We start from the raw sequence: 24,062 nt of genomic DNA, 5'->3' as shown, positions 1-24,062 counted from the left end.
CGTATTCAAAAACACCAAAAACACCCCTAGGTTCGTCCTAGTGGTCAGCCACACAGTTGCGCTTCTTCCCAGATTGGAACGAGCACTGCCCCATCAGGGCCGTGAGCGTTCAACAAGCTACGCTTGATGACCATAGCGAGGTGGTCCCACCCCTTCCCATCCCGAACAGGACCGTGAAACACCTTAGCGCCGATGATAGTTGATTAACGTCTGTGAAAGTAGGACATCGTCAAGCTCTTACCCCTCAAACCCCCAGTCGCTAAAGCGTCTGGGGGTTTGTCTTTGTGGGCTATAAGTTCTTAAGTAGTTGGCTAGTCTCGTACAGGGGCAGCCCCATCACTCCGGTATAGCTGCCACGTAGCTCGCGTATAAAACGAGCCGCATCACCTTGAATACCGTAGGCGCCTGCTTTACCGAAAGGTTCTTTTGTTGCGATATAGGCGTTGATATCGTCCAACGATAATTGAGCGAAGCTCACTTCTGACGTTGAAAGTGCTTCCCAGCGCTGTTCGCCTCGCGCGCACACCACTGCTGTGTGCACAAGATGTGTTTTGCCAGAAAGCAATGAAAGTATTTCTTTGGCGTCAGACTCGTCGAGCGGCTTGCCCAGGATGTGCGCGCCAAGAGCAACGGTGGTATCTGCCGTTAAGATTGCTGCACTTAGATTAAAGCTATCCGGTTTTTGTATTGCGAGCCACTTTACGGCCCGATCGGCCTTGTCGCGCGCAGTGCGCTGTACATAATCAAGTGGGCTTTCGTTTTTGAGGCGAGGTTCATCTTCACCAGGCGCTGCCGGTATATCGACGACTTGATGTGCGACGTTGATTTGTAGGAGTAACTCGTGCCGTCGCGGGCTCGCCGAGGCAAGATACAGGGTAGTTGGTGACATTAGGCGCGATGGTAGGGATGATTCATGAGGATAGACCAGCCTCGGTAGATTTGCTCAATCAGCACAACGCGCACCAAGGGGTGCGGCATCGTCATTGAAGAAAGCCGTAAGAGTTGGGTGCATGAAGCTTTAAGCGCCGGGTCAAGGCCGTCCGGCCCACCAATCAACAAGGCGATTGGCTGGCTTGCGTTCTGCCAAGCTTGAAGTGTGGCAGAAAACTTTGTGGTGCTGAGGTCTTTACCGTGCTCGTCGAGCGCAATCCGAAGTGCATCGGATGGAGTGGCCGCCTCGATGCGCTTGGCTTCTGCTGCCATCATTTGTGCAACCGTTTTGCCGGTGGTGCGGGGCTCGGGTTTGATCTCTTTGAGTACGATAGCCCAGTCAGAGGGCAGTCGTTTCGCATAGTCGTCCCAAGCTGTGTTGACCCAGTCTGGCATTTTTGCCCCGACGGCGATCACATAAATTTTCATGTGAATGGTCCTAGTCGGGGCGCGCTGTTTGCAAAGCGCGTTTAGCGAGTTGAACGCGGTGAGCGAGCAGGACGTGAGGTTCGGCTAGCCACCCGTCGCGTAGAGGTCGCCTCACGCTGGATCATCGGGTCAAACTTGACGTCGCCAGTCACGACGGTGGGTCGTGTTGAGTCGGCTGCGAGTTTCATACGAACCGCCTTGCCACCCCAGACTTCTTCGAGGTTGTAATACACGCGAATCGCTGGCTGCATGACGTGCACGATGATGTCGCCTAAATCCACCAAGACCCATTCGCCGGTTTCTTCGCCTTCGGTCGCGATGACGGTGCCACCTGCTTCGCGTGTTTTATCCGCAACGCTCGAGGCAAGCGCACGCGTTTGACGGTTCGACGTCGCAGAGGCGATGATGACTCGATCAAATAGGCTGGTGAGGTGTGTGGTGTTAAAGACTTTAATGTCTTGCGCCTTCACATCTTCGAGGGCGTCAACAACGACGCGTTGTAATTTCGTAATATCCATTAAGTATCCAGTGTCAGGCTGTGCGCTGGCGATAGAGGCCATGCTCGGAAATGTATTGCGCCACAACCCCAGGGATGAGGTCACTCGTAGATTCTCCGCGGGTGATCCGATTACGGATTTCGTTGGCAGAGACGTCTAGTGGGTGAAACGGTAGTTCAATTAACTCGCGTTGATTGGCGGCAAGCCATTGCGCGAGTTCTTGCGGAACGGTTAAAGGTGAACCAGGTCGTTGTGCTACCACGAGCTGGACGCGGGCTGCGATTTCAGACCAGTGTCGCCAAGTACAGAAATTAGAGAGTTGATCTGCACCAAGAATCCAGAAGTAGTCTGGTCCCTGTGGCAGTGCATTCAACGTTTCCAACGTATAGGTGGGGCCAGATCGGTCCGTTTCAATAGGGTTGGCCGTCAAGCCCGGGTGACCTTGGATGGCGAGAGTCACCATTTCAAGTCGCTGAGAGGGCGAGGCCCCTAGTGGTAGCCTTTGCCACGGCTGGCCCGCCGGGATCAACTGAACCTGGTCCAAGCCGAGCGCTTCGCGCGCCGCAGAGGCGAGTGCCAGGTGCGCACAGTGCACGGGATCAAAACTGCCGCCGAGTAAGCCGATGCGCATTAGAACCAATCCCGTGGTTTAAGGTACTGCTCAAGTGCAGCCTCGGGCGTACCCGCGTCGGCTTGCCAGTTGTAACGCCACGCAGCCATGGGAGGCATCGATAGCAAAATAGATTCTGTACGACCCCCAGACTGTAAGCCAAAGAGCGTGCCGCGGTCAAAAACCAGGTTGAATTCAACGTAACGACCCCGTCGATACGCCTGGAAGTCACGCTCACGGTCTCCATAGGGTAGGTTGCGACGGTTCTCAACGATAGGCATGTAGGCGGGTAAGAAAGCGTCACCAACAGAACGCATGAGTGCAAATGAGGCATCGAAACCGTTAGCACTTAGGTCATCAAAAAATATGCCACCCACGCCACGCGTTTCGTTACGGTGTTTTAAGAAGAAATACTCATCACACCATTTTTTGTATTCAGCGTATGCGGTCGGACTATGTGACGCGAGTGCATCTTTATTTGTCTGGTGAAAATGTCGGGCGTCTTCTTCAAACACATAGTAGGGGGTCAGATCCATGCCGCCACCAAACCAGAAAATATCTTCTTGACCAGAGCCCAGTGGCGCTTGCGCTACAAACATACGCACATTCATGTGCGTCGTTGGAATGTATGGGTTGCGCGGATGTAAGACCATCGATACCCCCATGGCCTCCCAGACACGCCCGGCAACTTCAGGGCGATGCGCGGTTGCAGACGGGGGGAGTGTCTTACCCTTTACGTGACTAAAGAGCACGCCGGCGCGTTCAAACAAATCACCGCCCTCAATGAGTCGGGATATGCCACCGCCACCTTCCGTACGTATCCATTCGTCGCGCAAGAAGCTTTGATTCCCTGCGACTTCAAGTGCAGAGACGATGTTTTGCTGCAAGCCTAATAAATAGGTTTCTACGGCAGCCAGGTTCACACTCGACACTTAGCGGAGCTCCCCATTGGCCGCATCAAGTGCGCGCCAGCCGATGTCGCTACGATATTGGGCACCGTCAAACTTAATCGCCGCAACAGCCTGATAAGCGCGCTGCTGCGTCGCGCGCACGCTATTGTCTAGCGCTGTGACGCACAGTACGCGACCACCGGCAGTGTGTAACACACCGTCTTTTAGTGCGGTACCAGCGTGAAACACCACGCAGTCCGCCGTGGCCTCAGGAATGCCTTGAATCGTGTCGCCAGTGCGTGGGGTGTCTGGATAGTTTGCACTGGCCATGACAACGCCAAGAGCAGTACGAGGATCCCAGTCGATCTTTGCTTGGTCCAGTGTGCTCTTGACTGCGTGTTCAAACACCTCGAGCAAGTCGCTACGAATCCGCATCATGATGGGTTGTGTTTCAGGGTCACCCATCCGGCAGTTGAACTCGAGTACTTTAATTGCACGCTGTGCGTCAGCGCCCGGCCCAATCATCAGGCCTGCGTAGAGAAAACCAGTGAAAGGAATTCCGTCCGCTGTCATGCCGGCAATCGTGGGCTGAATCACCTCTTGCATAATGCGCTGATGCAAGGCGGGCGACACCACTGGGGCAGGGGAGTAGGCACCCATGCCACCTGTGTTCGGTCCTTGATCCGCGTCTTTCAGCCGTTTGTGATCTTGACTGGTTGCTAGGGGCAGTATGTTCTTGCCGTCGCACAGAACGATGAAGCTGGCTTCTTCGCCGAGCAGGCACTCTTCAATGACCACGCGTGCACCGGCTGCACCCAGCGAGCCGTCTCCCAGCATTGCATCAACCGCATCGTGCGCTTGTTTGAGTGTCTCGGCGACGACAACGCCTTTGCCCGCAGCAAGGCCATCAGCCTTGATCACAATGGGTGCCCCTTGTGCGTCGATGTATTTGTGTGCGGCAATCGGGTCAGTGAAGGTTTGGTACGCAGCCGTCGGAATCTTATGACGCACCATGAACTGTTTGGCGAAGTCTTTAGAGCTTTCGAGTTGTGCGGCAGCCTTGGTCGGCCCGAAGATTTTTAAGCCATGGCGACGAAAGGTATCTACAACCCCTTTTGCCAAGGGAGCCTCGGGGCCCACGACCGTGAGCGCAATGCCATGCTCTTTCACAAAAGCGGCCAGTGCCTCTGGCTCAGAGAGCTCGATGTTGGAGGCACCCGACATGAGAGCGGTGCCGCCGTTACCGGGCGCGACATAAATGTGCTTGACACGTGTCGACTGTAATAAACGCCAAGCTAAGGCGTGTTCGCGGCCACCAGAGCCGATGACTAAAAGCTTCATGCGTCAGCGCCTTGCTCGTCGATAGATGCGTTGGTGTAGACCTCCTGCACGTCATCGAGACCCTCGAGTGCATCAAGCAGCTTTTGCATTTTGATCGCATCGTCGCCAGTGAGTTCGATTTCGTTTCCTGGCTTCATCACGATATCTGACATCTCTGGCACTAAGCCTTTGGCTTGCAGGGCATCACGCACTGCGGCAAACGCCGTGGTCGCGCAAATGACTTCTACGACACCTTCTTCGTCAGTGATGACGTCGTCAGCGCCGGCCTCGAGCGCGACTTCCATGATGGTGTCTTCAGAAGTGCCAGGTGCAAAAATAAACTGACCGCAATGCGTAAACATAAAGGCGACCGAGCCTTCTTGCCCAAGATTGCCACCATTTTTTGAGAAGGCGTGGCGCACTTCTGCCACCGTACGGGTCCGGTTGTCTGTCATGCAGTCGACCACGACCGCAGCGCCACCGACGCCATAGCCTTCATAGCGAATTTCGTCATAGTTGGCGCCATCTGCACCACCCGCACCGCGGGTGATCGCGCGCTGGATGTTGTCTTTGGGCATGTTTGCGCCCATAGCCTTGTCCCAAGCCATACGCAAACGAGGGTTTGCCTCTGGGTCTGCACCGCCTGCACGGGCCGCCACGGTGATCTCACGGATAATCTTGGTCCAAAGCTTGCCGCGCTTCGCGTCCTGGCGACCTTTTCGGTGCTGGATATTGGCCCATTTACTGTGTCCGGCCATAGTTCCCTACAAATTGTCTTGATAATGGTTCATTTTACCTTGGCCACGATATAAACTCGCCCCTCGGCATTGAATTTATGCCCCGAATATCGTTTGTTTAACTATTGCTTTATTTCTTTCCGTCTGGAGCATCCATGAGCAATCTCGTCAAAGCCATCCGCATCGAACAAAACGGCGGTCCCGAAGTCCTAAAACTGGTCGAAATCGAAGTGCCAGCTCCTGCTGATAACGAAATCACGATTCGTCAGCATGCAGCCGGTCTGAACTTCATCGACATCTATTTCCGCGACGGTCTCTACAAGAATCCGCTGCCACACGGCTTGGGTTTTGAAGGCGCGGGCGATGTGATCGCGGTCGGCAAAGCAGTCAAGCAATTTAAAGTGGGTGATCGTGTTGCCTACGGCCAGAGCCCCTTGGGTGGCTATGCTCAAGCGCGTAACGTGCCAGCCGCACAAGTGGTCAAGTTGCCAAAGGGCATTACGTACGAGCAAGCTGCCGCAATCATGCTCAAGGGCTTGACGGTTCAGTACTTGTTTCGCCAGACCTATCGCTTGCAAGGTGGCGAAACCATTTTGTTCCACGCAGCTGCGGGTGGCGTTGGCCTGATCGCTTGCCAATGGGCAAAAGCCTTGGGCGTCAAGCTCATCGGTACGGTATCGAGCCCCGAGAAAGCCGCTCTGGCAAAAGCACACGGCGCATGGCAAGTGATCGACTATTCGCGTGAAAACGTGGTCGAGCGCGTCATGGAACTGACCAAGGGCAAGAAAGTCCCAGTCGTGTATGACGGCGTAGGTAAAGACACTTGGGTTACCTCGCTTGACTGCTTGCAGCCACGTGGCTTGATGGTCAGCTATGGCAACGCCTCTGGCGCGGTCGACGGCGTCAACCTCGGCATCCTCGCTGCAAAAGGTTCGTTGTTCGTGACGCGTCCAACGCTGGGCACCCACGTCAATACTGCTGAAAAAATGCAGGCTGCTGCGGATGAGCTCTTTGATTTGGTTCTGAAGAAAAAAATCAAAGTTCGCATTGATCAGCGTTATCCGCTTGAGCAGGCTGGTGCTGCACAAACGGCGCTCGCTGCACGCAAGACCACGGGTGCGACGGTCTTCACTCTGGATTAAGTCTGCCGGGGCGTTGCCCACAAAAAAGCCTGCCGAAAAATTGGCAGGCTTTTTTGCTTTTGAGGAGCTTAAACTTTGGCTTCATGGTGGTAGCGGGTAACGCGTTCCACCTCGTTTTTAGAACCCAAGACTACGCCCACACGCTGGTGCAGACTGGTCGGTTGAATATCCAAAATACGCTGATTGCCGTCGGTGGCTGCGCCGCCTGCTTGTTCCACTAGCATGCTCATCGGATTGGCTTCGTACATCAGACGTAGCTTGCCTGGCTTGTTTGGTTCGCGCGAGTCCCAGGGGTACATGAAGATACCGCCACGCGTAATGAGGCGATGCACGTCTGCAACCATGGACGCAATCCAGCGCATATTGAAGTCTTTGCCGCGCTCACCTGTTTTGCCTGCCAAGCACTCGTCAATGTATTTGCGCACGGGTGGTGCCCAGTGACGCATGTTCGACATGTTGATTGAGAATTCTTTGGTGTCCTCAGGGATTCTGATGTTCTCACTTGTCAGAATCCATGAGCCCATTTCACGGTCCAGCGTAAAGGCGACTACACCTTGGCCAATCGTTAAAACAAGCATGGTTTGTGGACCATAAATGGCATAGCCTGCAACGACTTGAGTGGTGCCGGGCTGCAGGAAATCCTCCTCGGTGATTTCACGGCCCGAGGCGCTGGCGGGCGCGCGTAACACGGAGAAAATAGTTCCGATCGAGACGTTGACATCGATGTTCGACGAGCCATCCAGAGGGTCAAACAAGAGCAAAAACTCGCCCTTTGGGTAGCGGTTGGGAATCAAGTGAATGGTTTCCATTTCTTCGGACGCCATCGCGGCCAGGTGTCCACCCCATTCGTTTGCTTCAAGCAATACTTCGTTAGACATCACATCGAGTTTTTTCTGCACTTCACCTTGTACGTTTTCACTCTCCAAGCTTCCTAGTACGCCGCCCAAGGCGCCTTTACTCACAGCATGGCTGATCGTTTTGCAGGCGCGCGATACGATTTCCACCAAGAGGCGTACCTCTGCGCTCAGTGCGTGTGCTGCGCGTTGTTGCTCAACTAGGTATTGCGTAAGGGTTTTGCGTTTCATGGTTTCAAGTCTGTCCTGAAGGTCAAAGTGAAAGTGCTTTGGAGACGATTTCTAGTGTATTGCGAGATAGGGTCGGATGGGTAGCGATACGCTCGAGTTGGGCATGCAGGCGCTGACTGACTTCGGGGATAAAGCGCGCCCACTGATCGCCCACCCGAGCCAGACGGGCTGCAATCTCTGGGTTAATGGCATCGAGCGCGAGAACCTGATCGCTCCAGAAATGATAGCCCTGGCCATCCTGCGCATGGAAGCCGCGCGTGTTGCTCATGCAAAAAGCAAAGACAACGGCGCGCACGCGGTTCGGATTACGCATGGTGAAGGCAGGATGTGCCATCAGGCCTGTCAGCTCGTTGACGCCTGTGCGTGGTGAGCTTGCCAGGGTGCTAAACCATTTATCCACCACCAGTTGGTCGTGTTGCCAGTCTTCGTAAAACTGTGTGGCGGCGGGCGCATTAAGTTCCGACGACCCATCATGGATCAGCGCAGTAAAAGCAGCCATTCTGTCTGTCATGTTTGTGGCGTGCCTAAACTGTGTTTGCGTTAGGTTGGCCGCCTCGGGATGTTTTGAGGCCATGAGATACGTCAGCGCGAGGTTCTTTAAGGCGCGCTTTCCTGCTGGGCCTGGGGAGGGTGAGTATTGCCCTGGAGTTAGGTTCGCTTGATAAGTGTTTAGTAGCGTGGCTGCATGCGTCGTGCCTAACTGCTCGCGGATACGTGTGCGAACTTCAAGAACGGCCAACGGATCCATGTGTGCCATACGTTCGATGACGGCATGGCTTGGTGGGATTGAGAGCAAGCGTGCGCGGTATCCTGCATCCAAATCCTTTGCCAATAAGGAGGCTGACCAGCTCTTGGCCAAAAGAGGATCAAGTTCTTCGAATTTGGCATGTTGTCGCCAGGCCTGAGCCAGAGCGATCATTTTGCGAGAGGCGATCTCTTGCCCAGCCTCCCATCGTGTAAAGGCATTATCATCATGCGCACTGAGCAGGGCTAGCTCTTGATCTTGGTAAGCATAATCAATCAAAACAGGCGCTGAAAAATTCCTCAATAGTGATGGCGTGGGACGTGTAGAAATATTGTCGAACACCCAGGTTTGTGAGGCTTCTTTTAGTTCTAGGGTTACCTGTGGTGACAAAGATTTCCCTGTGTCATCGAGCAGACCAAGAGTGACGGGAATGTGAAACGGTTGCTTAACGATTGGCGACGCTTTCTCAACACCGACCGCAGGGCAGTCTTGCGTAAGTGTCACTGTGCAGCGTTTGGCGACTGGATCATGCTGTAGTTGCACGGACACGCGGGGCGTACCTGCTTGACGATACCAGTGCCGAAACACATCCAGATTTTTTTGCGGGGCGGTTTGTTGAAGAGCCCATTGCATGGCATTAATGAAGTCGTCGCAGGTCACCGCTTGCCCATCATGGCGTCGGAAGTACTCATCCATACCCGCGCGGAATGCTTGTTCTCCCAGCAGTGTGTGCATCATACGAATGACTTCTGCACCTTTTGAGTAAACCGTCGCCGTGTAAAAATTGCTGATCTCTTGGTAGCTCTCGGGACGAATCGGGTGGGCCATGGGCCCACGGTCCTCTGGATACTGGCTCAGGCGCAGACCCATCACATCGTCGATGCGTTGAACCGCGCGAGCGCTGGCCGCCTCGGTGGCGGGCAGTCCTGCAGCCATCATGTCGGCCGTGAATTCCTGGTCACGGAATACCGTTAAGCCTTCTTTTAAGCTCAGTTCAAACCAGTCGCGGCAGGTCACCCGATTGCCAGTCCAGTTATGGAAGTACTCATGCCCGATGACAGATTCAATCGCCTGAAAATTACCGTCGGTGGCAGTGTTGGGATTCGCGAGAACGTAGGCCGCGTTAAAAATATTGAGGCCCTTGTTTTCCATCGCGCCCATATTGAAGTCGCGCGCAGCCACGATCATGAAGCGGTCGAGATCGAGCTCCAGACCAAAACGCGTTTCGTCCCAACGTAACGCTCGCTCAAGCGATTCCATCGCCCACTCGGTTTGATCTTCTGTTCCGACATCGCTGTAGACCTGTAGCAGCACTTCGCGACCACTTGCCGTGCGTGTGTGATGTTCACGACAAACAAAATCACCCGCGACAACGGCAAAGAGATAACTAGGCTTTGCGAAGGGATCGTGCCATTGCGCTTCATGGCGTCCCGCCTCGAGCTCACGCTGCTGCAAAAGATTGCCATTGGAAAGTAGGAGTGGGAATTCGCTTCGACTGGCGCGTAAGGTCACCCGATAGATCGACATCACGTCAGGCCGATCAGCGAACCAAGTGATTCTGCGAAAGCCTTGTGGTTCGCATTGTGTGAATAGGTGCTTACCTGAAACGTAGAGACCCGACAGACTTGTGTTTTGTGCGGGCTGACACGTGCCCACGATCACGAGTTCGGCGCGGTCGGGCACGTTGTGTACGGTAAGGGTGGCCTCGGTCAGTGTGTACTGTGTCTGGGAAAGTACTACGCCATTGAGCTCCAGAGAGACAAGTGTCAGGTCCTCGCCATTGAGGATCAAATCGCTCGATATCAGCACGTCCTTTCTGCGCTCAACAACCAGCCGGCTGCGCACCTGGGTGCGTTCGGCGCTTAATTCAAATTCCAGCTCGATCGTCGGGATGAGAAAGGGGTAGGGCTGATAATCTTCGCGGCGAATGGTGATGCCGGTCTCTGTACGCATGTCAACTCCAATTGGTATGCTTTGCATTGTAGGGGTGGCAGCCAAAAAAATTGCGGGATTGCTTTGGCGATTCGATTTTCTGCCCTATCATGTTCCTCATTCAAATCAACTATCGTGAGTTCAATATGGCTAATTTCGGAATCCGGTCGCTCGCCAGTCTTTTTGTTGGCGCTATGGCCTCGTTTAGTGCCTCGATTGCGATCGCTCAAGTGCCTTCAGCACTTGCTGGAAAAAGCGTCAAAATCATTGTTCCGCAGACCGCTGCGGGCGCGTCAGATTCGATTTCGCGCTTAATGGCTGCAGAGCTCACAAAGCGTTGGGGTATTTCGGTCATTGTTGAGAACCGTCCCGGTGCGGGTGGCAATATCGGCAGCGATGCCGTGGCGAAATCAGCGCCAGACGGCACCACATGGCTGATGAGTTACTCCGGCACGCATGCCATTAACCCAGCACTTTATGGAAAGATGCCTTTTGATCCTAAAAAAGATTTGGCTCCCTTGGCCTCGTTGGCAACTTTGCCCTTTGTGTTGGTGATTAATCCTCAGTTGCCTTACAAAACGCTGGCCGAGTACGTGGCCTACGCGAAAGCCAACCCTGGAAAGATCAACGTCTCCTCGTCTGGGAATGGTTCGGTTAACCACTTACTAAATGAAATGCTAGGTACCGCAGCTGGCATAAAGACCTCACATATCCCTTACAAGGGTGCTGCGACGGCCCTGAACGATGTGATGTCAGGGCAAGTGCAAGCCTTTTACGCCAGCGCACCGTCTGTGATGGGTCAAATTAAGAGCGGTGCGGTGCGTCCGTTAGCGGCTGCTGCGACCAAACGCGCTGCCGCGCTGCCAGATGTGCCCACTTTCGGTGAGGCAGGTTATCCCGCTTTAAGTATTGATTCGTGGTTTGCATTTTTTGTGCAGGGGGCAACACCGCAAGAGTTGAAAGCACAAATTCATTCAGAAATTAATAAGGTCCTGGCGGATCCCGCGATTGTGGAGCAGCTCTCACAGCGGGGGGCAGCGACAATGTCAACCACGTTGCCCGCATTTCAAAAAATCGTAGATGACGATATGGAAACTTGGGGTAAAACGGTGCGTGCATCGGGTGCCAAGATCGATTAATTGTTATGTTGATCTTATCAAGAACTGATTATATAGATTTGTTATAAATACATATATAACAATTACTTACGGTATTTTATTAAAGTAATTTGTAGATGTTGTTTTTTATTTTTTGATATAAAAAAAGGCCGATAAAGTCGGCCTTTTTTAGCAAGCTGAATAAAGCGTATTAAATTAAAAACTGCTGGCGCATTTGGCCATTTTTCTCGGCCTCGACGATCCATAATGGTGCTTTTCCACGACCGGTCCAGGTCGAACCAGAACTTGGGTGGCGGTATTTAGGTGCAACAGGTTTTTTAACACGCGCTGTTTTGGGTGATTTGGTCGCTTTGACGCCACTGCTTGCTTTTGTTTTAGATTTGCCAAAGGCTGCAGCGATTTCTTCGGGAGAAATGTCGTTCTCTTTCATAGAGCGAACGATCGATGCAATGGCGGGTTTACGCTGCTTGCTCTGCAGGGCTTGGGCCTGTTTCTGAAGCTTTTCGATTTCTTTACTGATTTTCGCTTGCAGCGTCGAATAGTTCTGGCGAGTCATGGAGTGAACCTTTTTAAGTAATTAAAGTATTAAACATAATTATGGGTCGCGATTCGATAAAAGGTAACCGAACTTCTGTGATGCTTATTTTATAACTAATTATATTAATCTTTATTCATGGTATTCAGTATTTGGATTAATTATTAATTTCTTATTTGGAAAGTAGATGAAAGATTCTCTTGCCGTTGCGGCAATACAAATGGTCTCGGCAGCCTCGCTAGAGCGCAATTTGGCTGAGGCTGGCGCCTTAATTGCCCAAGCTGCGGATGCGGGCGCCAAGTTTGTGGCACTCCCTGAATATTTCTGTTTCATGGGTAAAAAAGAGACGGATAAACTCGTCCTAGCAGAAACCGAGGGTGTGGGACCTATTCAAGATTTTTTATCTAAAACAGCCCAGCGACATAATATTTGGCTATCCAGCGGTAGTATTCCGTTAGTCACTCCAGACCCCGCACGCGTATTTAATACCCAACTTATTTACGACCCCACGGGAAAACAAATTGCCCGTTACGACAAGGTGCATTTATTTAGTTTTGCGCGGGGTCAAGAAAGTTACGATGAGTCCCGCAGCATTCTGGCCGGTGATGCGGTCAAACGCGTTGATACCCCTGTGGTCAATCTGGGCCTGTCGATTTGTTACGACCTTCGGTTCCCAGAGTTCTATCGCGCGCTCGGTGTGGTGGATCTTATCTTGGTGCCGTCGGCATTCACGTACACAACGGGTAAGGCACATTGGGAAACCCTGCTGCGTGCAAGGGCAATCGAGAATCAGTGTTATGTACTTGCTCCGGCCCAGGGCGGGGTGCACGAGAACGGTAGACGCACATGGGGCCATACGATGCTGATCGATCCTTGGGGTGAAGTCCTGAGCGTTTTACCTGAGCAAGCCGGGGTCGTAAGCGGTACGATAGAGTTCAGCCGTTTGCTCGAGGTGCGGCAATCCTTGCCGTCGCTTTCGCACCGTGTTTTATAGCTTGAGATATGAAATTGATTGATCCAGCACTTGCCTCCTTAGCGACTGCAAAAAATTTGCTCTTAGACCCTTGGGGGTTGAGTGAGTCGGACATGGCTCGGGCGATTGGCGAAATTTTTACGCACAAAGTCGATTACGCCGATCTGTATTTTCAATACACACGCAGCGAAGGCTGGAGCCTTGAGGAAGGCATCGTCAAGACCGGTAGTTTTTCGATCACACAAGGTGTGGGCGTGCGTGCGGTTGCCGGCGAGAAGACTGCGTTTGCCTATTCAGATGCCTTGTCGCCTGAAGCCTTGTTGTCATCGGCGCGCGCGGTGCGCAGCATTGCCCGCCAGGGTGCAGGTAAGGCTAAAATTCACGAGGGAAAAATTGTCACAGGCCGTGATCTTTATCAGCCGATCGATCCCTTAGACACGTTGAGTGCACCTGAAAAAGTTGCCTTGCTCGAGCGTGTCGAGAAAATGGCGTGCGCGCGCGATCCGCACGTCAAGCAAGTGATGGCAAGTCTTGGGATGGAGTACGACGTGGTCATGATCGCCGCGAGTGACGGTCGCTTAACCGCTGATGTCCGTCCCTTGGTGCGCTTGTCCTTGTCTGTCGTGGTTGAGCGCAATGGGCGTCGCGAGAGTGGTAACGCGGGCGGCGGTGGTCGTAGCGGTTTGATGTACTTCACAGATGAAGTTTTGCGAGACTATGTCGAGAAGGCCGTGCATGAAGCGATGGTGAGTCTCGATGCACGACCCGCACCAGCCGGAGAGATGACGGTGGTGCTGGCCGCCGGTTGGCCCGGCATCTTGCTACATGAAGCCGTCGGACACGGTTTGGAAGGTGACTTCAACCGCAAAGGGTCTAGTGTGTTTTCTGGTCGGATCGGACAACGCGTTGCCTCTAAAGGTGTGACGGTTGTCGACGACGGCACGATAGAAGGGCGGCGTGGTTCGTTAAACGTCGATGACGAAGGTAACGCGACGCAACGCAATGTGTTGATCGAAGACGGCATCTTGCGCGGCTATATGCAGGACACGCTTAACGCACGTCTCATGAAGACCGCGCCGACGGGTAACGGGCGGCGCGAGTCTTTTGCACATCTGCCCATGCCGCGTATGACCAACACTTTTATGTTGTCGGGCAATACTGAGCCAGAGGAGATCGTTGCCTCGGTCAAGAAAGGGATTTATGCGGCGAACTTTGGCGGCGGACAAGTTGATATTACGAGCGGTAAGTTTGTTTTCTCTGCCTCAGAAGCCTACATGATCGAGAACGGTCGTATTACCTATCCGATCAAAGGTGCCACGTTAATTGGTAGCGGGCCAGAGGCCATGAATCGCGTCGAGATGATTGGAAACAATATGAGTCTAGACAGCGGAGTGGGTACCTGCGGCAAAGAAGGGCAGAGTGTGCCGGTCGGTGTTGGAATGCCAACGATCAAGATGGCTGGACTCACGGTCGGCGGAACCGCCTAATACGTTTTTTATATTGAAGTTGTTTGATTCAGGAGCTAGTCGTGCCACACAATACTGATGATCTGCGTATTCGGGAAATCAAGGAGCTTGCTCCACCTGCGCATGCGATGCGTGAATCGCCTTGCACTCCGGAAGTGTCCTCTCTCGTTTATGAAACGCGTCAGGCGTTGCATCGTATTCTGCACGGTATGGACGATCGCCTTGTCGTAGTGATTGGGCCATGTTCGATACACGATACGAAAGCTGCGATTGAATACGCAAACAAATTGAATGCACAGCGTGCGCGCTTCAAGGGTGAGCTTGAAATCGTCATGCGCGTCTATTTTGAAAAACCACGCACCACGGTGGGCTGGAAGGGGCTGATCAATGACCCAGATATGGATGGCAGCTTCAATATCAATGAAGGCTTGCGCATCGCCCGCGCCTTGTTGCTAGAGATCAATGCCATGGGTCTTCCCGCAGGGTGTGAGTTCCTGGACATGATCACGCCGCAATATATTGCGGACCTTGTGTCCTGGGGTGCTATTGGTGCGCGTACAACAGAGAGCCAGGTCCATCGTGAGCTGGCCTCAGGCCTGTCGTGCCCGGTTGGTTTTAAGAACGGTACCGATGGCAACATCAAGATCGCGGTTGACGCAATGAAAGCCGCGTCACAGCCACATCATTTCTTGTCGGTCACCAAGGGTGGCCATTCCGCCATCGTGTCGACACTTGGGAACGAAGATTGTCATGTCATTTTGCGGGGCGGTAAGGCACCCAACTTTGATGCAGAGAGTGTGCAGGCCGCTTGCGCCGAGATGGCCAAATCAGGGCTTGCCCAGCGCGTGATGATTGACGCGAGCCATGCCAACAGTAATAAGAAGCCTGAGAATCAGCCGGCAGTGTGCGCGGACGTTGGCGCACAAATTTCGCAAGGCGAGACCCGCATTATGGGCCTGATGATTGAAAGCAACTTGGTGGCAGGTCGTCAAGATCTGATTCCGGGCCAGCCCTTGGTCTACGGCCAGAGTGTGACCGATGGTTGTATCGATTGGGATAGCTCCTTTAAGGTGCTCGAAGCGCTTGCGGAGTCAGTACGCGAACGCCGTCGCACCCTTCTGAAAAGCGAACAATAACGAAACCAAGGACTGCGACGATGAATGCTCCCCATGACCTGCAAACCCTACGTCGACCACTGCCGGTAGAGATGAGCGAGGCACTGCGTGCGCGCTTCGGCGACCGCTTTTCGGTTGCGAATGCCGTACGCGATCATCATGGTAATGATGAATCACCGTACCCCTCGATGCTGCCTGATGGCGTGGTCTTCGCGCAGAGCACAGAGGATGTCGTCGCTGTCGTCAATTTATGTAATCAGCATGGCGTTCCGCTGATTGCGTATGGTGCGGGATCTTCGCTTGAGGGGCATATCCTCGCGATCGAGGGCGGTATCTCGCTCGACATGACACAAATGAATAAGATCGTTGTCTTGCATGCTGAAGACCAAACGGTCACCGTGCAAGCGGGACTCACGCGTAAGCAACTGAACGAACAAATTCGGGATTCAGGTTTGTTTTTCCCGATTGATCCCGGTGCAGATGCTTCGTTAGGCGGCATGTCGGCTACGCGCGCCTCTGGGACGAACGCTGTGCGCTACGGCACGATGCGCGAAAACGTTGTGTCGTTGACGGTGGTCACCGCGCAGGGCAAGGTCATACGGACCTCGCGTCGTGCCCGCAAATCCTCCGCTGGTTACGATTTGACGCGTTTATTTGTCGGCAGCGAAGGCACACTGGGCATCATCACTGAAGTGACGGTCAAACTCTACCCACAGCCTGAAGCCGTTAGCGCTGCGGTTTGTAATTTCCCGACCGTGCACGAGGCTGTGCAGTGCGTGATCCAGACGATTCAACTTGGTGTGCCCGTTGCACGTGTCGAGTTAATGGACGCCAACGCCGTCATGGCGGGTAATCGTTACGCCAAACTCACCCTGCGTGAAACACCTTTATTGTTATTTGAATTCCACGGCTCCGAAGCCAGCGTGAAAGAGCAAGCACAGACGGTGCAAGAGCTCGCCAAAGACTGCGGTGGGATGGATTTTGAATGGGCAGAGCGTCCAGAAGATCGCAACCGCCTCTGGACTGCGCGCCATAACGCCTATTTTGCTGGCTTGCAATTGCGCCCCGGGTGCCGTGCAAGTACGACCGACGTGTGTGTGCCGATTTCTCGTCTCGCAGAGTGCATCGACGAAGCCACTATGTTGTTAGAGAAAGCGAGCTTTCCGAGCACCATCGTGGGTCACGTTGGTGATGGTAATTTTCACGTGCTGATGCTGCTTGATCCAGACAGCCAAGAGGAATGGGAAGAATCCGAACGCCTGAATCACCATCTCGTGACACAAGCGATTGAGGCGGATGGCACTTGCACTGGTGAGCATGGTATTGGCTTGCATAAGAAACAATTCATGGCGCACGAGCACGGTGAGGACGTGTTAGACCTCATGCGGTCCCTCAAGCATGCGTTTGATCCGAACAATATTTTGAATCCGGGAAAGATCCTGGATGCACGCCCTTAGGCTACCAACATGAACGCGATCACTGAACCTGGTTTGAACTCTTCTGCGATCGCGTCGCGTGAGCAGGTATTGCTCGCCTTGCGTGCGGTACTGCCGCCACACTGTATTTTGAGTCGCGAAGAAGAAACGCGTCCCTATGAGTGTGACGGCTTGTCGCTCTACCGTTCAGTGCCGATGGCGGTGGTATTGCCCGAGTCCGAGGCGCAGGTGCAGGCCGTACTCAAAACGTGTAAGCGTTTGCGTGTACCTGTGGTTGCGCGCGGTGCTGGCACAGGTTTGTCGGGTGGTGCGATGCCCCACGCGCAAGGCGTGTTGCTCGGTTTAGCCAAGTTCAATCGTATTAAGCATGTGGATAAAGAGGCCGCGATCGCCGTGGTGGAGCCAGGCGTGCGCAACTTGGCTGTGTCAGAAGCTGTTGCGCCCTTTGGTTTGTATTACGCACCGGATCCCTCGAGCCAGATCGCCTGCACCATTGGTGGCAATGTTGCAGAGAACTCTGGCGGCGTGCATTGCCTTAAATACGGGTTGACCGTTCACAACGTGTTGAAAGCGCGCGTGATCACCATCGATGGTGACGTGATTGAGTTGGGCTCTCTTGCGCCCGATGCGCCTGGCCTGGATTTGTTGTCGGTGTTCGTCGGCTCCGAAGGGATGCTAGGTGTGGTGACTGAAGTCACCTTACGTTTAACACCCAAGCCCGCGCTCGCACGCGTCATCATGGCGAGTTTTGATGATGTAGAAAAAGCGAGTGATGCGGTTGGGAAAATTATTGGCGCTGGCATTATTCCCGCAGGCCTTGAAATGATGGATAAGCAAGCAACGCAAATGGTTGAACCCTTTGTGCGCGCGGGCTATGACACTGAGGCCGAAGCGATTCTGCTATGTGAGTCCGACGGCACGATCGAAGAAGTCGCCGAAGAAATCGAACGTATGGAAAAAGTCTTCCAGCAGGCTGGTGCGGTGCGTCTACAAGTATCGCAATCAGAGAACGAGCGCTTGTTGTTCTGGGCGGGTCGCAAGAATGCCTTTCCCGCAGCGGGACGGGTATCGCCTGACTACTATTGCATGGATGGCACGATCCCCCGACGACGCCTCGGGCACGTACTCAAGGCGATTCAGCAAATGGAAATTAAATATTCCATGCGGTGTGCGAACGTTTTTCATGCTGGTGATGGAAACCTCCATCCCTTGATTCTGTTTGATTCAAACATCGCGGATGAAGTGCGTCGCGCAGAGGACTTCGGTGCAGAAATCCTAGAGCTCTGCGTCGAGGTCGGTGGAACAATCACCGGCGAGCACGGAGTCGGGATGGAGAAAATCAATCAAATGTGCGTGCAATTTACGCGTGATGAGTTGGACTCCTTTATGGCCGTCAAACGCGGCTTTGATCCCGACTGCTTGTTGAACCCTGAGAAAGTCATTCCCACCTTGGTGCGTTGCGCCGAGTATGGAAAGATGCATGTGCATGGCGGTGCCTTACCGTTCTCTGATCTGCCGAGGTTCTAAGCGATGTCGACAGAAATTTTGGCTGCTTTAGCCGAGCAAGTGCGCAGTGCTGCTGCGGATCAGCGACCCGTGCTGATTCGTGGTGGGGACACCAAGGCCTTCTACGGTAATCCGTTTGTGCCGAATGGTGTGGCGCCAGTCATCATGGATATGCGGTGCTTAAAAGGCATCGTGAACTATCAGCCCTCAGAATTGGTTGTTACTGCGCTTGCCGGTACCCCTTTGCAAGAAGTTGTGGATACGCTTGACGCTTCCGGGCAGATGCTTGCGTTTGAGCCGCCAGGGTTTGGTGGCGGGGCAACCGTTGGTGGCACTGTATCTGCCGGTCTCTCTGGCCCGGGACGCCTTGGCGCAGGTCCTTTAAAAGATTTTGTTTTAGGTGCGCATCTGCTAGATGCTCAAGGACGCATCCTCAAGTTCGGCGGTGAGGTCATGAAGAACGTGGCAGGCTATGACGTCTCGCGTTTGTTGGCCGGTGCGATGGGTTCCTTCGGTGCGTTGACACAGATATCGCTCAAAGTTGCGCCAAAGCCGTTTGAGACCTGCACACTCGAGTGGTGGCTTGATGAAGCCGAGTCACTCAAGCGCTGCCATAGCTGGCGTGCGCACCCGTTATCGGTATCCGCCACCGCGTGGGAGTCGCAGGGCGCAACAGGTCGCCTTCGTGTGCGTCTAGCCGGTGCTGCAGCGGCGCTGCGCTCGGCGCGTCAAAAGCTTGGCGGTACCGTCGTGGATCAAGAGCAAGCACAGGCCTACTGGAATGCGCTACGCGAGCAACAATTACCGTTCTTCAAATCAGAGGTGCTCTGGCGAGTTGCCGTCGCACCCGGCACTGGCCCGCTTGGCTTAGGCCCCACACTGATAGAGTGGGGTGGTGATCAGCGTTGGATTGCCGCATCCTTAGAGGCCGCGGTCGTGCGAGACGCAGCGGCGCGTGCCGGTGGGCATGCGACACAGTTCCGCGCGCAAGTGCCGAGCGCACATCCGCAATCGGGTGTATTCCATCCTGTCGCACCGGGCTTGGCGCTCATTACGCAAAGACTCAAAAATGAATTCGATCCTCAGGGCTTATTCAACCCTGGTCGTTTGATCCCTAAGGCTTAAGCGCTATGCAGACAAATCTTGCCGAATGGGCACGCGATTCAAAATTAGGTCAGGAAGCCGACGACATCCTGCGTCGCTGTGTGCACTGTGGGTTTTGCACCGCAACCTGTCCGACCTATCAGGTGTTGGGAGATGAACTCGACAGCCCGCGTGGTCGCATTTATTTGATTAAAGAAGTACTGGAAGGTAAGGAGCCTACCCAGGCAACGCAACAGCACCTTGACCGTTGCCTAACTTGCCGCAATTGCGAAACGACGTGCCCTTCAGGTGTGCAGTATGGGCATCTGGTGGATATTGGTCGGCAAATCGTCGAAGAGAAAGTTGAGCGTCCTTTTATGCAGCGCTTGCAGCGCACGTTGCTCCGCAAAGGTTTGGTCTCTCCGCTTTTTGCGCCAGCCTATAAGCTTGGCCAATCGCTGCGCGGATTCTTGCCGCAGAGCTTGCAACGCAAGATTGTTGAGGCACGTCCCGCGGGGGCGATACCTCAGACGCAAGCACACGTCAAGCAAGTATTGCTGTTAGCCGGTTGCGTGCAACCCACGATGATGCCAACGATTGATGCGGCAACGATTAGAGTCTTAGATCGTTTGGGCATTGGTACGCAAATTGTTGCCGGTGCGGGCTGTTGCGGCGCGTTGAATTTTCATTTGGATGATCAAGACACGGCGCGTAGTCAGATGCGCGCAAATATTGATGCCTGGTTACCGTATGTTGAGTCTGGCAAGATTGACGCGATCGTGATGAACGCCTCGGGTTGTGGTGCGATGGTGGCAGAGTACGCGCATCATCTGCGTGATGATCCGGTTTATGCACCGAAGGCCGCAAAGATCGTGGCGCTGGTGCGTGATGTGGCACAGGTTGTCGGACCCTACGCAGAGCAGTTAGCACAACAGCTCAATCCACAGAAGCTCCCTAAGCGCCCCGTGTTTCATCCACCTTGCACACTGCAACACTGGCAAGGCTTGCGTCCGGCAAGCGAACAACTCTTGACGCAGTTGGGGATGTCGTTGCAACCCTTTACTGAAAGCCATTTGTGCTGTGGCTCGGCCGGTGCCTATTCGGTCTTACAACCAGAAATATCGACCTCGTTACGCGATCGCAAACTGGGTCATTTGAATGCAGCGCAGCCTGACATCATGTTGTCGTCGAACATTGGTTGTATTGGGCACCTGCAAAGTGGGACGGATACCCCTGTGCGCCACTGGATTGAAGTGGTGGATGCTGCGTTGAAGTGATGGTGTCGTGCTATGTAGCAAAAGAGCGTGGATGACGCGATAGACTCGTTAAGCCGCAATCCGATAATTAAGGAGGCTAGTTTGAAGAAATCGTGGCAGCGTAAATTCGGTGCACGTCAGTGGCTTTTGTTACTGAGCGTTGCGATCTTGGGCTTAAGTCATTTATCGGCCGCTGCGGCGTGTCTATCGCCCGATCCCTACGCGGTGAACTCCAATACCAGTACAAATTTGGTACAGGCCAGTGGATGTACTCTCGGCAGCTTTACTGTGGGTGCGGGGATCACACTTTCAAGTCCTGGTGGGTCTCCCATAATCCAGAATGATGGCACGATAACAACCATCACTAATAATGGCACTATTTCTGATAATGGCGTTGATAGACCCCATGAATTGATCTTTAACGCTAGCGCCGGGAGCAACATAACAACAATCATTAATACGGGAACGATGTCATCATTTATCGGTGCGATTCGGAATGCGGGCGCCATAGCGACGATCAATAATTCTGGCGCTATAAGTAGTAATGATCAAACAGTTCGCAACACTGGAAGTATTCTCGAGCTCATCAACACAGGCACAGGCACTATCGTCGGTGGATCTATTGGCATTGTGAATTCTGGCGTGATATCGCTAATCAATAATTCTGGCGCTATCAGCAGTAATTCTCAAACAGTTAACAACACCGGAGCCATTATCCAGCTCATCAATACAGGCACTATCGTCGGTACAAGTGCTGGCATTGATAACTCCGGCGTGATCACTACGCTGCATAACCAGCAGGGTAGTAACGGGGGTAGTCTGTTGACCTACAGTGGGATCTTGCCCACAAAATACAGGATTGTTATTGCTGGCACGACAAATTTTGGTCGATTGTCTGCTGGGTCGGTGACAGGCGTTACACAATTTGGTGTCTCGACGTTTTCGACGACGAGTCCATCAATTATCAACATGACATTTGCGAATGTTCTAGTCGGTATAACCCCTGCAAATCTTGGCCTTGGGTCAGCCACGACTGTCAGCGACGTATCTAATGGCTACTCATATACATTGACTCAAACCGATTTGGTCTCAAAGTCCTGGAGCTTGACTATTACGGCTTGCCGCGATTGCACCTCAGGTAGCTCAGGCTCATCGTCCGGCGGGACAGGCGTCTCAAATATTTCCAGCGGCACAAGTGTTGGGCTTGCCTCAATTGGTGCGAACCCCGTTTTGTCTGGTGGCACACTTGTATTGTTAAGTGGCGATAGCTCAAGCACCGCGTTTAGCGTGACCAGCGCAAGTACGATTCAAAACCCGACCTCAGGTTCTGCCACGCTTTCTGGCGTGTTCTCTGGCGCCGGTGGTTTAACGTTCATCGGCACTGGCAGCACGATCATGAGCGGTGCCAACACCTACAGTGGCGGCACGACAGTAGCTGGCGGCACCTTGGTAGTGGCTGGGCCGTCACCAACGGGTACTGGCGATGTCTTCGTAGCCTCTGCTGGCACGTTGATGGGCACAGGAACGATTGCAGGTAACAGCATTGTGAGCGGTGTGCTTAAGCCGGGCAACTCACCAGGCTATTTGTCGTTCACTAAAAACTTGACGCTGAACTCTGGGTCGACCTATCAACAAGACATCGCTGGTACTGTGCAGGCAAGCAGCTCTACCCCTGTCGGTGCTTCAGGCTATTACTCATTTGTGAATGTCGGTAGTCAACTGGTGATTAATTCCGGCGCGACCTTAACCCCGCGCTTATCCAACTTGTTTAGCGCAAGTGAATCGGGCTACGGCAGTGCGATCTATGTCCCAGCGCTTGGCGATCGCTTCCGCATGGTGACGGCTACGGGTGGCATCTCGGGTCGCTTCAGCACACTGACGCAACCAACTGAGCTCGCAAGCGGCACACAGTTCATCGCATTCTATAACGTCAACAGCGCCAATAGCCTTGATCTGGCTGTGACACCGACTTCTTACAGTTCTACGTTGTCATCTAGCACCACGAACGCTAAGGAAGTTGCAAACGTCTTGGATCAGCTCTTAAGCGTTAACAAGACGGGTACTGCGACAGCCGCACAAGACTCTTTACTCTACGCAGTGGCCGGTCAAACCGCAGCAAGCCTTCCAGGCTTTGCGCAGTCGCTCTCGGGTGAGATCCACGCAGCCTCGGCAGCCACGCTGCCACAGGCCACACAACGTGTGCAGCAAGCCGTGTTGGCACGCTTAGGCGACTTCCCGATGGCTCCGAATCAACTTGGTGGCGGTGCTGGCAATACACCCACCCCCTTATCGTCAGGTGCTGTCACAGGTAATAACCCCTCGGGGCTACCTACCGCCAACATGAGTTCAAATCCCGCCGTCAACCCCAACGCTGCAAACTTCACGAGCGCAGCCGTCGCAGACGGTCGTGCCTGGGGTGAGATCGCCTACCAGCGCGGTGAGCGTTCGGGTAATAGCGGTGGTAATGGATTCAATAACAACCTATACCAAGCTGTGTTTGGTGTGGATGCGTACACGAACGCTGCGCTTGGGCTCAAACTTGGTGCTGGCTTAGCGCTCTCAAACACCACAGTTAATGCCACGGGTGGCAACAGCACTATCCAGCAGGGTGCCTTGTTCCTCTACGGAAAGATGCCTGTGGCAGAAGATTATGTACTCGACGGTATGGTCAGCCTTGGCCTAAGTTCCACCAACCTCTCGCGCAGCGACGTTACCGGTATCAGCAGTGGCTTTAGTAACAAGTCTGTGATGGGTAACGATGTGCTGGTCAGTGCAGGCTTGAGCCGGCCGTTTGAGACGAGCGGTGTGCGCATCACGCCGTATGTACGACTCACTTACCAGTACGTGGGCCAAGCCGCTTACGATGAAGGCGCAAGTGCTGCAGCCCTTACCGTCGCACGGATGAACGCCAATGGTGTGCGTGGAGTGATCGGTGTGGGCGCCGGGTCACTGAACAAAGACCCACTCAAAGATGAATACACCTACCGCGCGAACCTCGCGATCGGTGCTGACTCGCAGGGCTTACTCAACCCAACACTCAATACCACCCTCGGTGGCTACTCAAGCAGCGTCACCACACCCACAGCAGGCTCCACGTTTGTGCAAGCTGGTTTGTACGGCACGGTAAAAGTGGCTGATAGTGCCTACGCTTACGCAGGCGTCTCGGTCGAGGCTAGGACAGGGCAGACGTTGTATGGCGGGAGTGTGGGATTGAGGGTGGCGTTTTAGGGGGGTGGTGCCTAAAGTTAGTATCCCTC

Annotated in this window: 20 protein-coding genes and 1 rRNA gene; 11 read left to right on the top strand and 10 right to left on the bottom strand. The window is 53.8% G+C overall.

Translation table 11 applies throughout. The features are described from left to right. Window positions 1-122 precede the first annotated feature (122 nt). Window positions 123-235: ribosomal RNA gene (rrf, locus tag KZZ10_RS08250) — 5S ribosomal RNA — on the top strand. 54 nt (window positions 236-289) lie between these two features. On the opposite strand, the gene KZZ10_RS08245 is transcribed toward rrf, so the two are convergent. From KZZ10_RS08245 to KZZ10_RS08215, 7 genes are read right to left on the bottom strand one after another with little or no spacing between them, the layout of a single operon-like run. Beyond that, complete coding sequence (locus KZZ10_RS08245; protein ID WP_259661049.1) at window positions 290-889, bottom strand: Maf family protein; 600 nt, start codon at window positions 887-889, stop codon at window positions 290-292. After that, a complete protein-coding gene (gene rlmH / locus KZZ10_RS08240) occupies window positions 889-1,359 on the bottom strand; it encodes a 23S rRNA (pseudouridine(1915)-N(3))-methyltransferase RlmH (protein WP_259661048.1) in 471 nt (156 codons plus the stop codon). The genes KZZ10_RS08245 and rlmH overlap by 1 nt, the downstream gene beginning before the upstream one ends. 41 nt (window positions 1,360-1,400) lie before the next feature. Next, the gene (gene rsfS / locus KZZ10_RS08235; RefSeq protein WP_259661047.1) at window positions 1,401-1,877 is read right to left on the bottom strand and encodes a ribosome silencing factor; all 477 of its coding nucleotides are present in this window, start codon (window positions 1,875-1,877) and stop codon (window positions 1,401-1,403) included. Between the two features lie 13 nt (window positions 1,878-1,890). Beyond that, complete coding sequence (gene nadD, locus KZZ10_RS08230) at window positions 1,891-2,487, bottom strand: nicotinate (nicotinamide) nucleotide adenylyltransferase (protein WP_259661046.1); 597 nt, start codon at window positions 2,485-2,487, stop codon at window positions 1,891-1,893. Continuing rightward, the gene (gene hemF / locus KZZ10_RS08225) at window positions 2,487-3,398 is read right to left on the bottom strand and encodes an oxygen-dependent coproporphyrinogen oxidase (protein ID WP_259661045.1); all 912 of its coding nucleotides are present in this window, start codon (window positions 3,396-3,398) and stop codon (window positions 2,487-2,489) included. Before hemF ends, nadD begins: the two co-directional genes overlap by 1 nt. After that, on the bottom strand, window positions 3,399-4,697 hold the full coding sequence (gene purD / locus KZZ10_RS08220) for a phosphoribosylamine--glycine ligase (RefSeq protein ID WP_259661044.1): 1,299 nt from the start codon (window positions 4,695-4,697) through the stop codon (window positions 3,399-3,401). Next, on the bottom strand, window positions 4,694-5,434 hold the full coding sequence (locus tag KZZ10_RS08215; RefSeq protein WP_259661043.1) for a YebC/PmpR family DNA-binding transcriptional regulator: 741 nt from the start codon (window positions 5,432-5,434) through the stop codon (window positions 4,694-4,696). Before KZZ10_RS08215 ends, purD begins: the two co-directional genes overlap by 4 nt. Window positions 5,435-5,568: 134 nt before the next feature. On the opposite strand from KZZ10_RS08215, the gene KZZ10_RS08210 reads away from it, so the two are divergent. Beyond that, complete coding sequence (locus tag KZZ10_RS08210) at window positions 5,569-6,555, top strand: quinone oxidoreductase family protein (RefSeq protein ID WP_259661042.1); 987 nt, start codon at window positions 5,569-5,571, stop codon at window positions 6,553-6,555. A 68-nt stretch (window positions 6,556-6,623) separates the two neighbouring features. Here the strand turns inward: KZZ10_RS08210 and KZZ10_RS08205 are convergent, their stop codons facing one another. Both KZZ10_RS08205 and pepN read right to left on the bottom strand, forming a co-directional pair. Next, window positions 6,624-7,640, bottom strand: a complete 1,017-nt coding sequence (locus KZZ10_RS08205) for a class 1 fructose-bisphosphatase (protein WP_259661041.1) — start codon at window positions 7,638-7,640, stop codon at window positions 6,624-6,626. 22 nt (window positions 7,641-7,662) lie between these two features. Then, on the bottom strand, window positions 7,663-10,338 hold the full coding sequence (gene pepN, locus KZZ10_RS08200) for an aminopeptidase N (protein WP_259661040.1): 2,676 nt from the start codon (window positions 10,336-10,338) through the stop codon (window positions 7,663-7,665). An 89-nt stretch (window positions 10,339-10,427) separates the two neighbouring features. Between pepN and KZZ10_RS08195 the strand changes: the two genes are divergently transcribed. After that, window positions 10,428-11,456 carry a Bug family tripartite tricarboxylate transporter substrate binding protein gene (locus KZZ10_RS08195; protein WP_259661039.1) on the top strand — a complete coding sequence of 343 codons (1,029 nt, stop codon included), beginning with the start codon at window positions 10,428-10,430 and terminating at the stop codon, window positions 11,454-11,456. Window positions 11,457-11,625: 169 nt separating this feature from the next. Here KZZ10_RS08195 and KZZ10_RS08190 read toward each other — a convergent pair whose 3' ends face one another. Further along, window positions 11,626-11,991, bottom strand: coding sequence for an H-NS histone family protein (locus KZZ10_RS08190; RefSeq protein WP_259661038.1), 366 nt, complete (start codon window positions 11,989-11,991; stop codon window positions 11,626-11,628). A gap of 166 nt (window positions 11,992-12,157) precedes the next feature. Here KZZ10_RS08190 and KZZ10_RS08185 point away from each other — a divergent pair, with 166 nt between their 5' ends. The 8 genes from KZZ10_RS08185 (at window position 12,158) to KZZ10_RS08150 (ending at window position 24,033) form a co-directional block, all read left to right on the top strand. Next, entirely contained in the window at window positions 12,158-12,964 is an 807-nt protein-coding gene (locus tag KZZ10_RS08185; RefSeq protein ID WP_259661037.1) for a carbon-nitrogen hydrolase family protein, read from the top strand. An 8-nt stretch (window positions 12,965-12,972) separates the two neighbouring features. After that, the gene (gene tldD, locus KZZ10_RS08180; RefSeq protein ID WP_259661036.1) at window positions 12,973-14,430 is read left to right on the top strand and encodes a metalloprotease TldD; all 1,458 of its coding nucleotides are present in this window, start codon (window positions 12,973-12,975) and stop codon (window positions 14,428-14,430) included. Window positions 14,431-14,471: 41 nt separating this feature from the next. Continuing rightward, on the top strand, window positions 14,472-15,545 hold the full coding sequence (gene aroG, locus KZZ10_RS08175; protein ID WP_259661035.1) for a 3-deoxy-7-phosphoheptulonate synthase AroG: 1,074 nt from the start codon (window positions 14,472-14,474) through the stop codon (window positions 15,543-15,545). Window positions 15,546-15,565: 20 nt separating this feature from the next. Beyond that, window positions 15,566-16,981 carry an FAD-binding oxidoreductase gene (locus KZZ10_RS08170; RefSeq protein ID WP_259661034.1) on the top strand — a complete coding sequence of 472 codons (1,416 nt, stop codon included), beginning with the start codon at window positions 15,566-15,568 and terminating at the stop codon, window positions 16,979-16,981. Between the two features lie 9 nt (window positions 16,982-16,990). Continuing rightward, complete coding sequence (locus KZZ10_RS08165) at window positions 16,991-18,487, top strand: FAD-linked oxidase C-terminal domain-containing protein (RefSeq protein WP_259661033.1); 1,497 nt, start codon at window positions 16,991-16,993, stop codon at window positions 18,485-18,487. Between the two features lie 3 nt (window positions 18,488-18,490). After that, window positions 18,491-19,591, top strand: a complete 1,101-nt coding sequence (gene glcE / locus KZZ10_RS08160; protein ID WP_259661032.1) for a glycolate oxidase subunit GlcE — start codon at window positions 18,491-18,493, stop codon at window positions 19,589-19,591. A 5-nt stretch (window positions 19,592-19,596) separates the two neighbouring features. Then, entirely contained in the window at window positions 19,597-20,826 is a 1,230-nt protein-coding gene (gene glcF, locus KZZ10_RS08155) for a glycolate oxidase subunit GlcF (RefSeq protein ID WP_259661031.1), read from the top strand. 81 nt (window positions 20,827-20,907) lie between these two features. Next, a complete protein-coding gene (locus tag KZZ10_RS08150) occupies window positions 20,908-24,033 on the top strand; it encodes an autotransporter outer membrane beta-barrel domain-containing protein (protein WP_259661030.1) in 3,126 nt (1,041 codons plus the stop codon). The last annotated feature ends 29 nt before the right edge of the window (window positions 24,034-24,062 follow it).

Origin of the sequence: Zwartia hollandica (assembly GCF_019923725.1) — a bacterium.
GTDB lineage: Bacteria > Pseudomonadota > Gammaproteobacteria > Burkholderiales > Burkholderiaceae_B > Zwartia > Zwartia hollandica.
The sequence above is the reverse complement of the archived record's forward strand: the minus strand, read 5'-3'. Positions and strand labels throughout refer to the sequence as shown.

Coding starts and splice junctions, on each gene's coding strand:
- pepN (WP_259661040.1), bottom strand. CDS start 10,338: ATGCGTACAGAGACCGGCATCACCATTCGCCGCGAAGATTATCAGCCC.
- KZZ10_RS08245 (WP_259661049.1), bottom strand. CDS start 889: ATGTCACCAACTACCCTGTATCTTGCCTCGGCGAGCCCGCGACGGCAC.
- KZZ10_RS08165 (WP_259661033.1), top strand. CDS start 16,991: ATGAACGCGATCACTGAACCTGGTTTGAACTCTTCTGCGATCGCGTCG.
- KZZ10_RS08190 (WP_259661038.1), bottom strand. CDS start 11,991: ATGACTCGCCAGAACTATTCGACGCTGCAAGCGAAAATCAGTAAAGAA.
- rlmH (WP_259661048.1), bottom strand. CDS start 1,359: ATGAAAATTTATGTGATCGCCGTCGGGGCAAAAATGCCAGACTGGGTC.
- purD (WP_259661044.1), bottom strand. CDS start 4,697: ATGAAGCTTTTAGTCATCGGCTCTGGTGGCCGCGAACACGCCTTAGCT.
- KZZ10_RS08210 (WP_259661042.1), top strand. CDS start 5,569: ATGAGCAATCTCGTCAAAGCCATCCGCATCGAACAAAACGGCGGTCCC.
- KZZ10_RS08205 (WP_259661041.1), bottom strand. CDS start 7,640: ATGAAACGCAAAACCCTTACGCAATACCTAGTTGAGCAACAACGCGCA.
- KZZ10_RS08170 (WP_259661034.1), top strand. CDS start 15,566: ATGAATGCTCCCCATGACCTGCAAACCCTACGTCGACCACTGCCGGTA.
- KZZ10_RS08185 (WP_259661037.1), top strand. CDS start 12,158: ATGAAAGATTCTCTTGCCGTTGCGGCAATACAAATGGTCTCGGCAGCC.
- KZZ10_RS08215 (WP_259661043.1), bottom strand. CDS start 5,434: ATGGCCGGACACAGTAAATGGGCCAATATCCAGCACCGAAAAGGTCGC.
- glcE (WP_259661032.1), top strand. CDS start 18,491: ATGTCGACAGAAATTTTGGCTGCTTTAGCCGAGCAAGTGCGCAGTGCT.
- KZZ10_RS08195 (WP_259661039.1), top strand. CDS start 10,428: ATGTTCCTCATTCAAATCAACTATCGTGAGTTCAATATGGCTAATTTC.
- rsfS (WP_259661047.1), bottom strand. CDS start 1,877: ATGGATATTACGAAATTACAACGCGTCGTTGTTGACGCCCTCGAAGAT.
- glcF (WP_259661031.1), top strand. CDS start 19,597: ATGCAGACAAATCTTGCCGAATGGGCACGCGATTCAAAATTAGGTCAG.
- tldD (WP_259661036.1), top strand. CDS start 12,973: ATGAAATTGATTGATCCAGCACTTGCCTCCTTAGCGACTGCAAAAAAT.
- nadD (WP_259661046.1), bottom strand. CDS start 2,487: ATGCGCATCGGCTTACTCGGCGGCAGTTTTGATCCCGTGCACTGTGCG.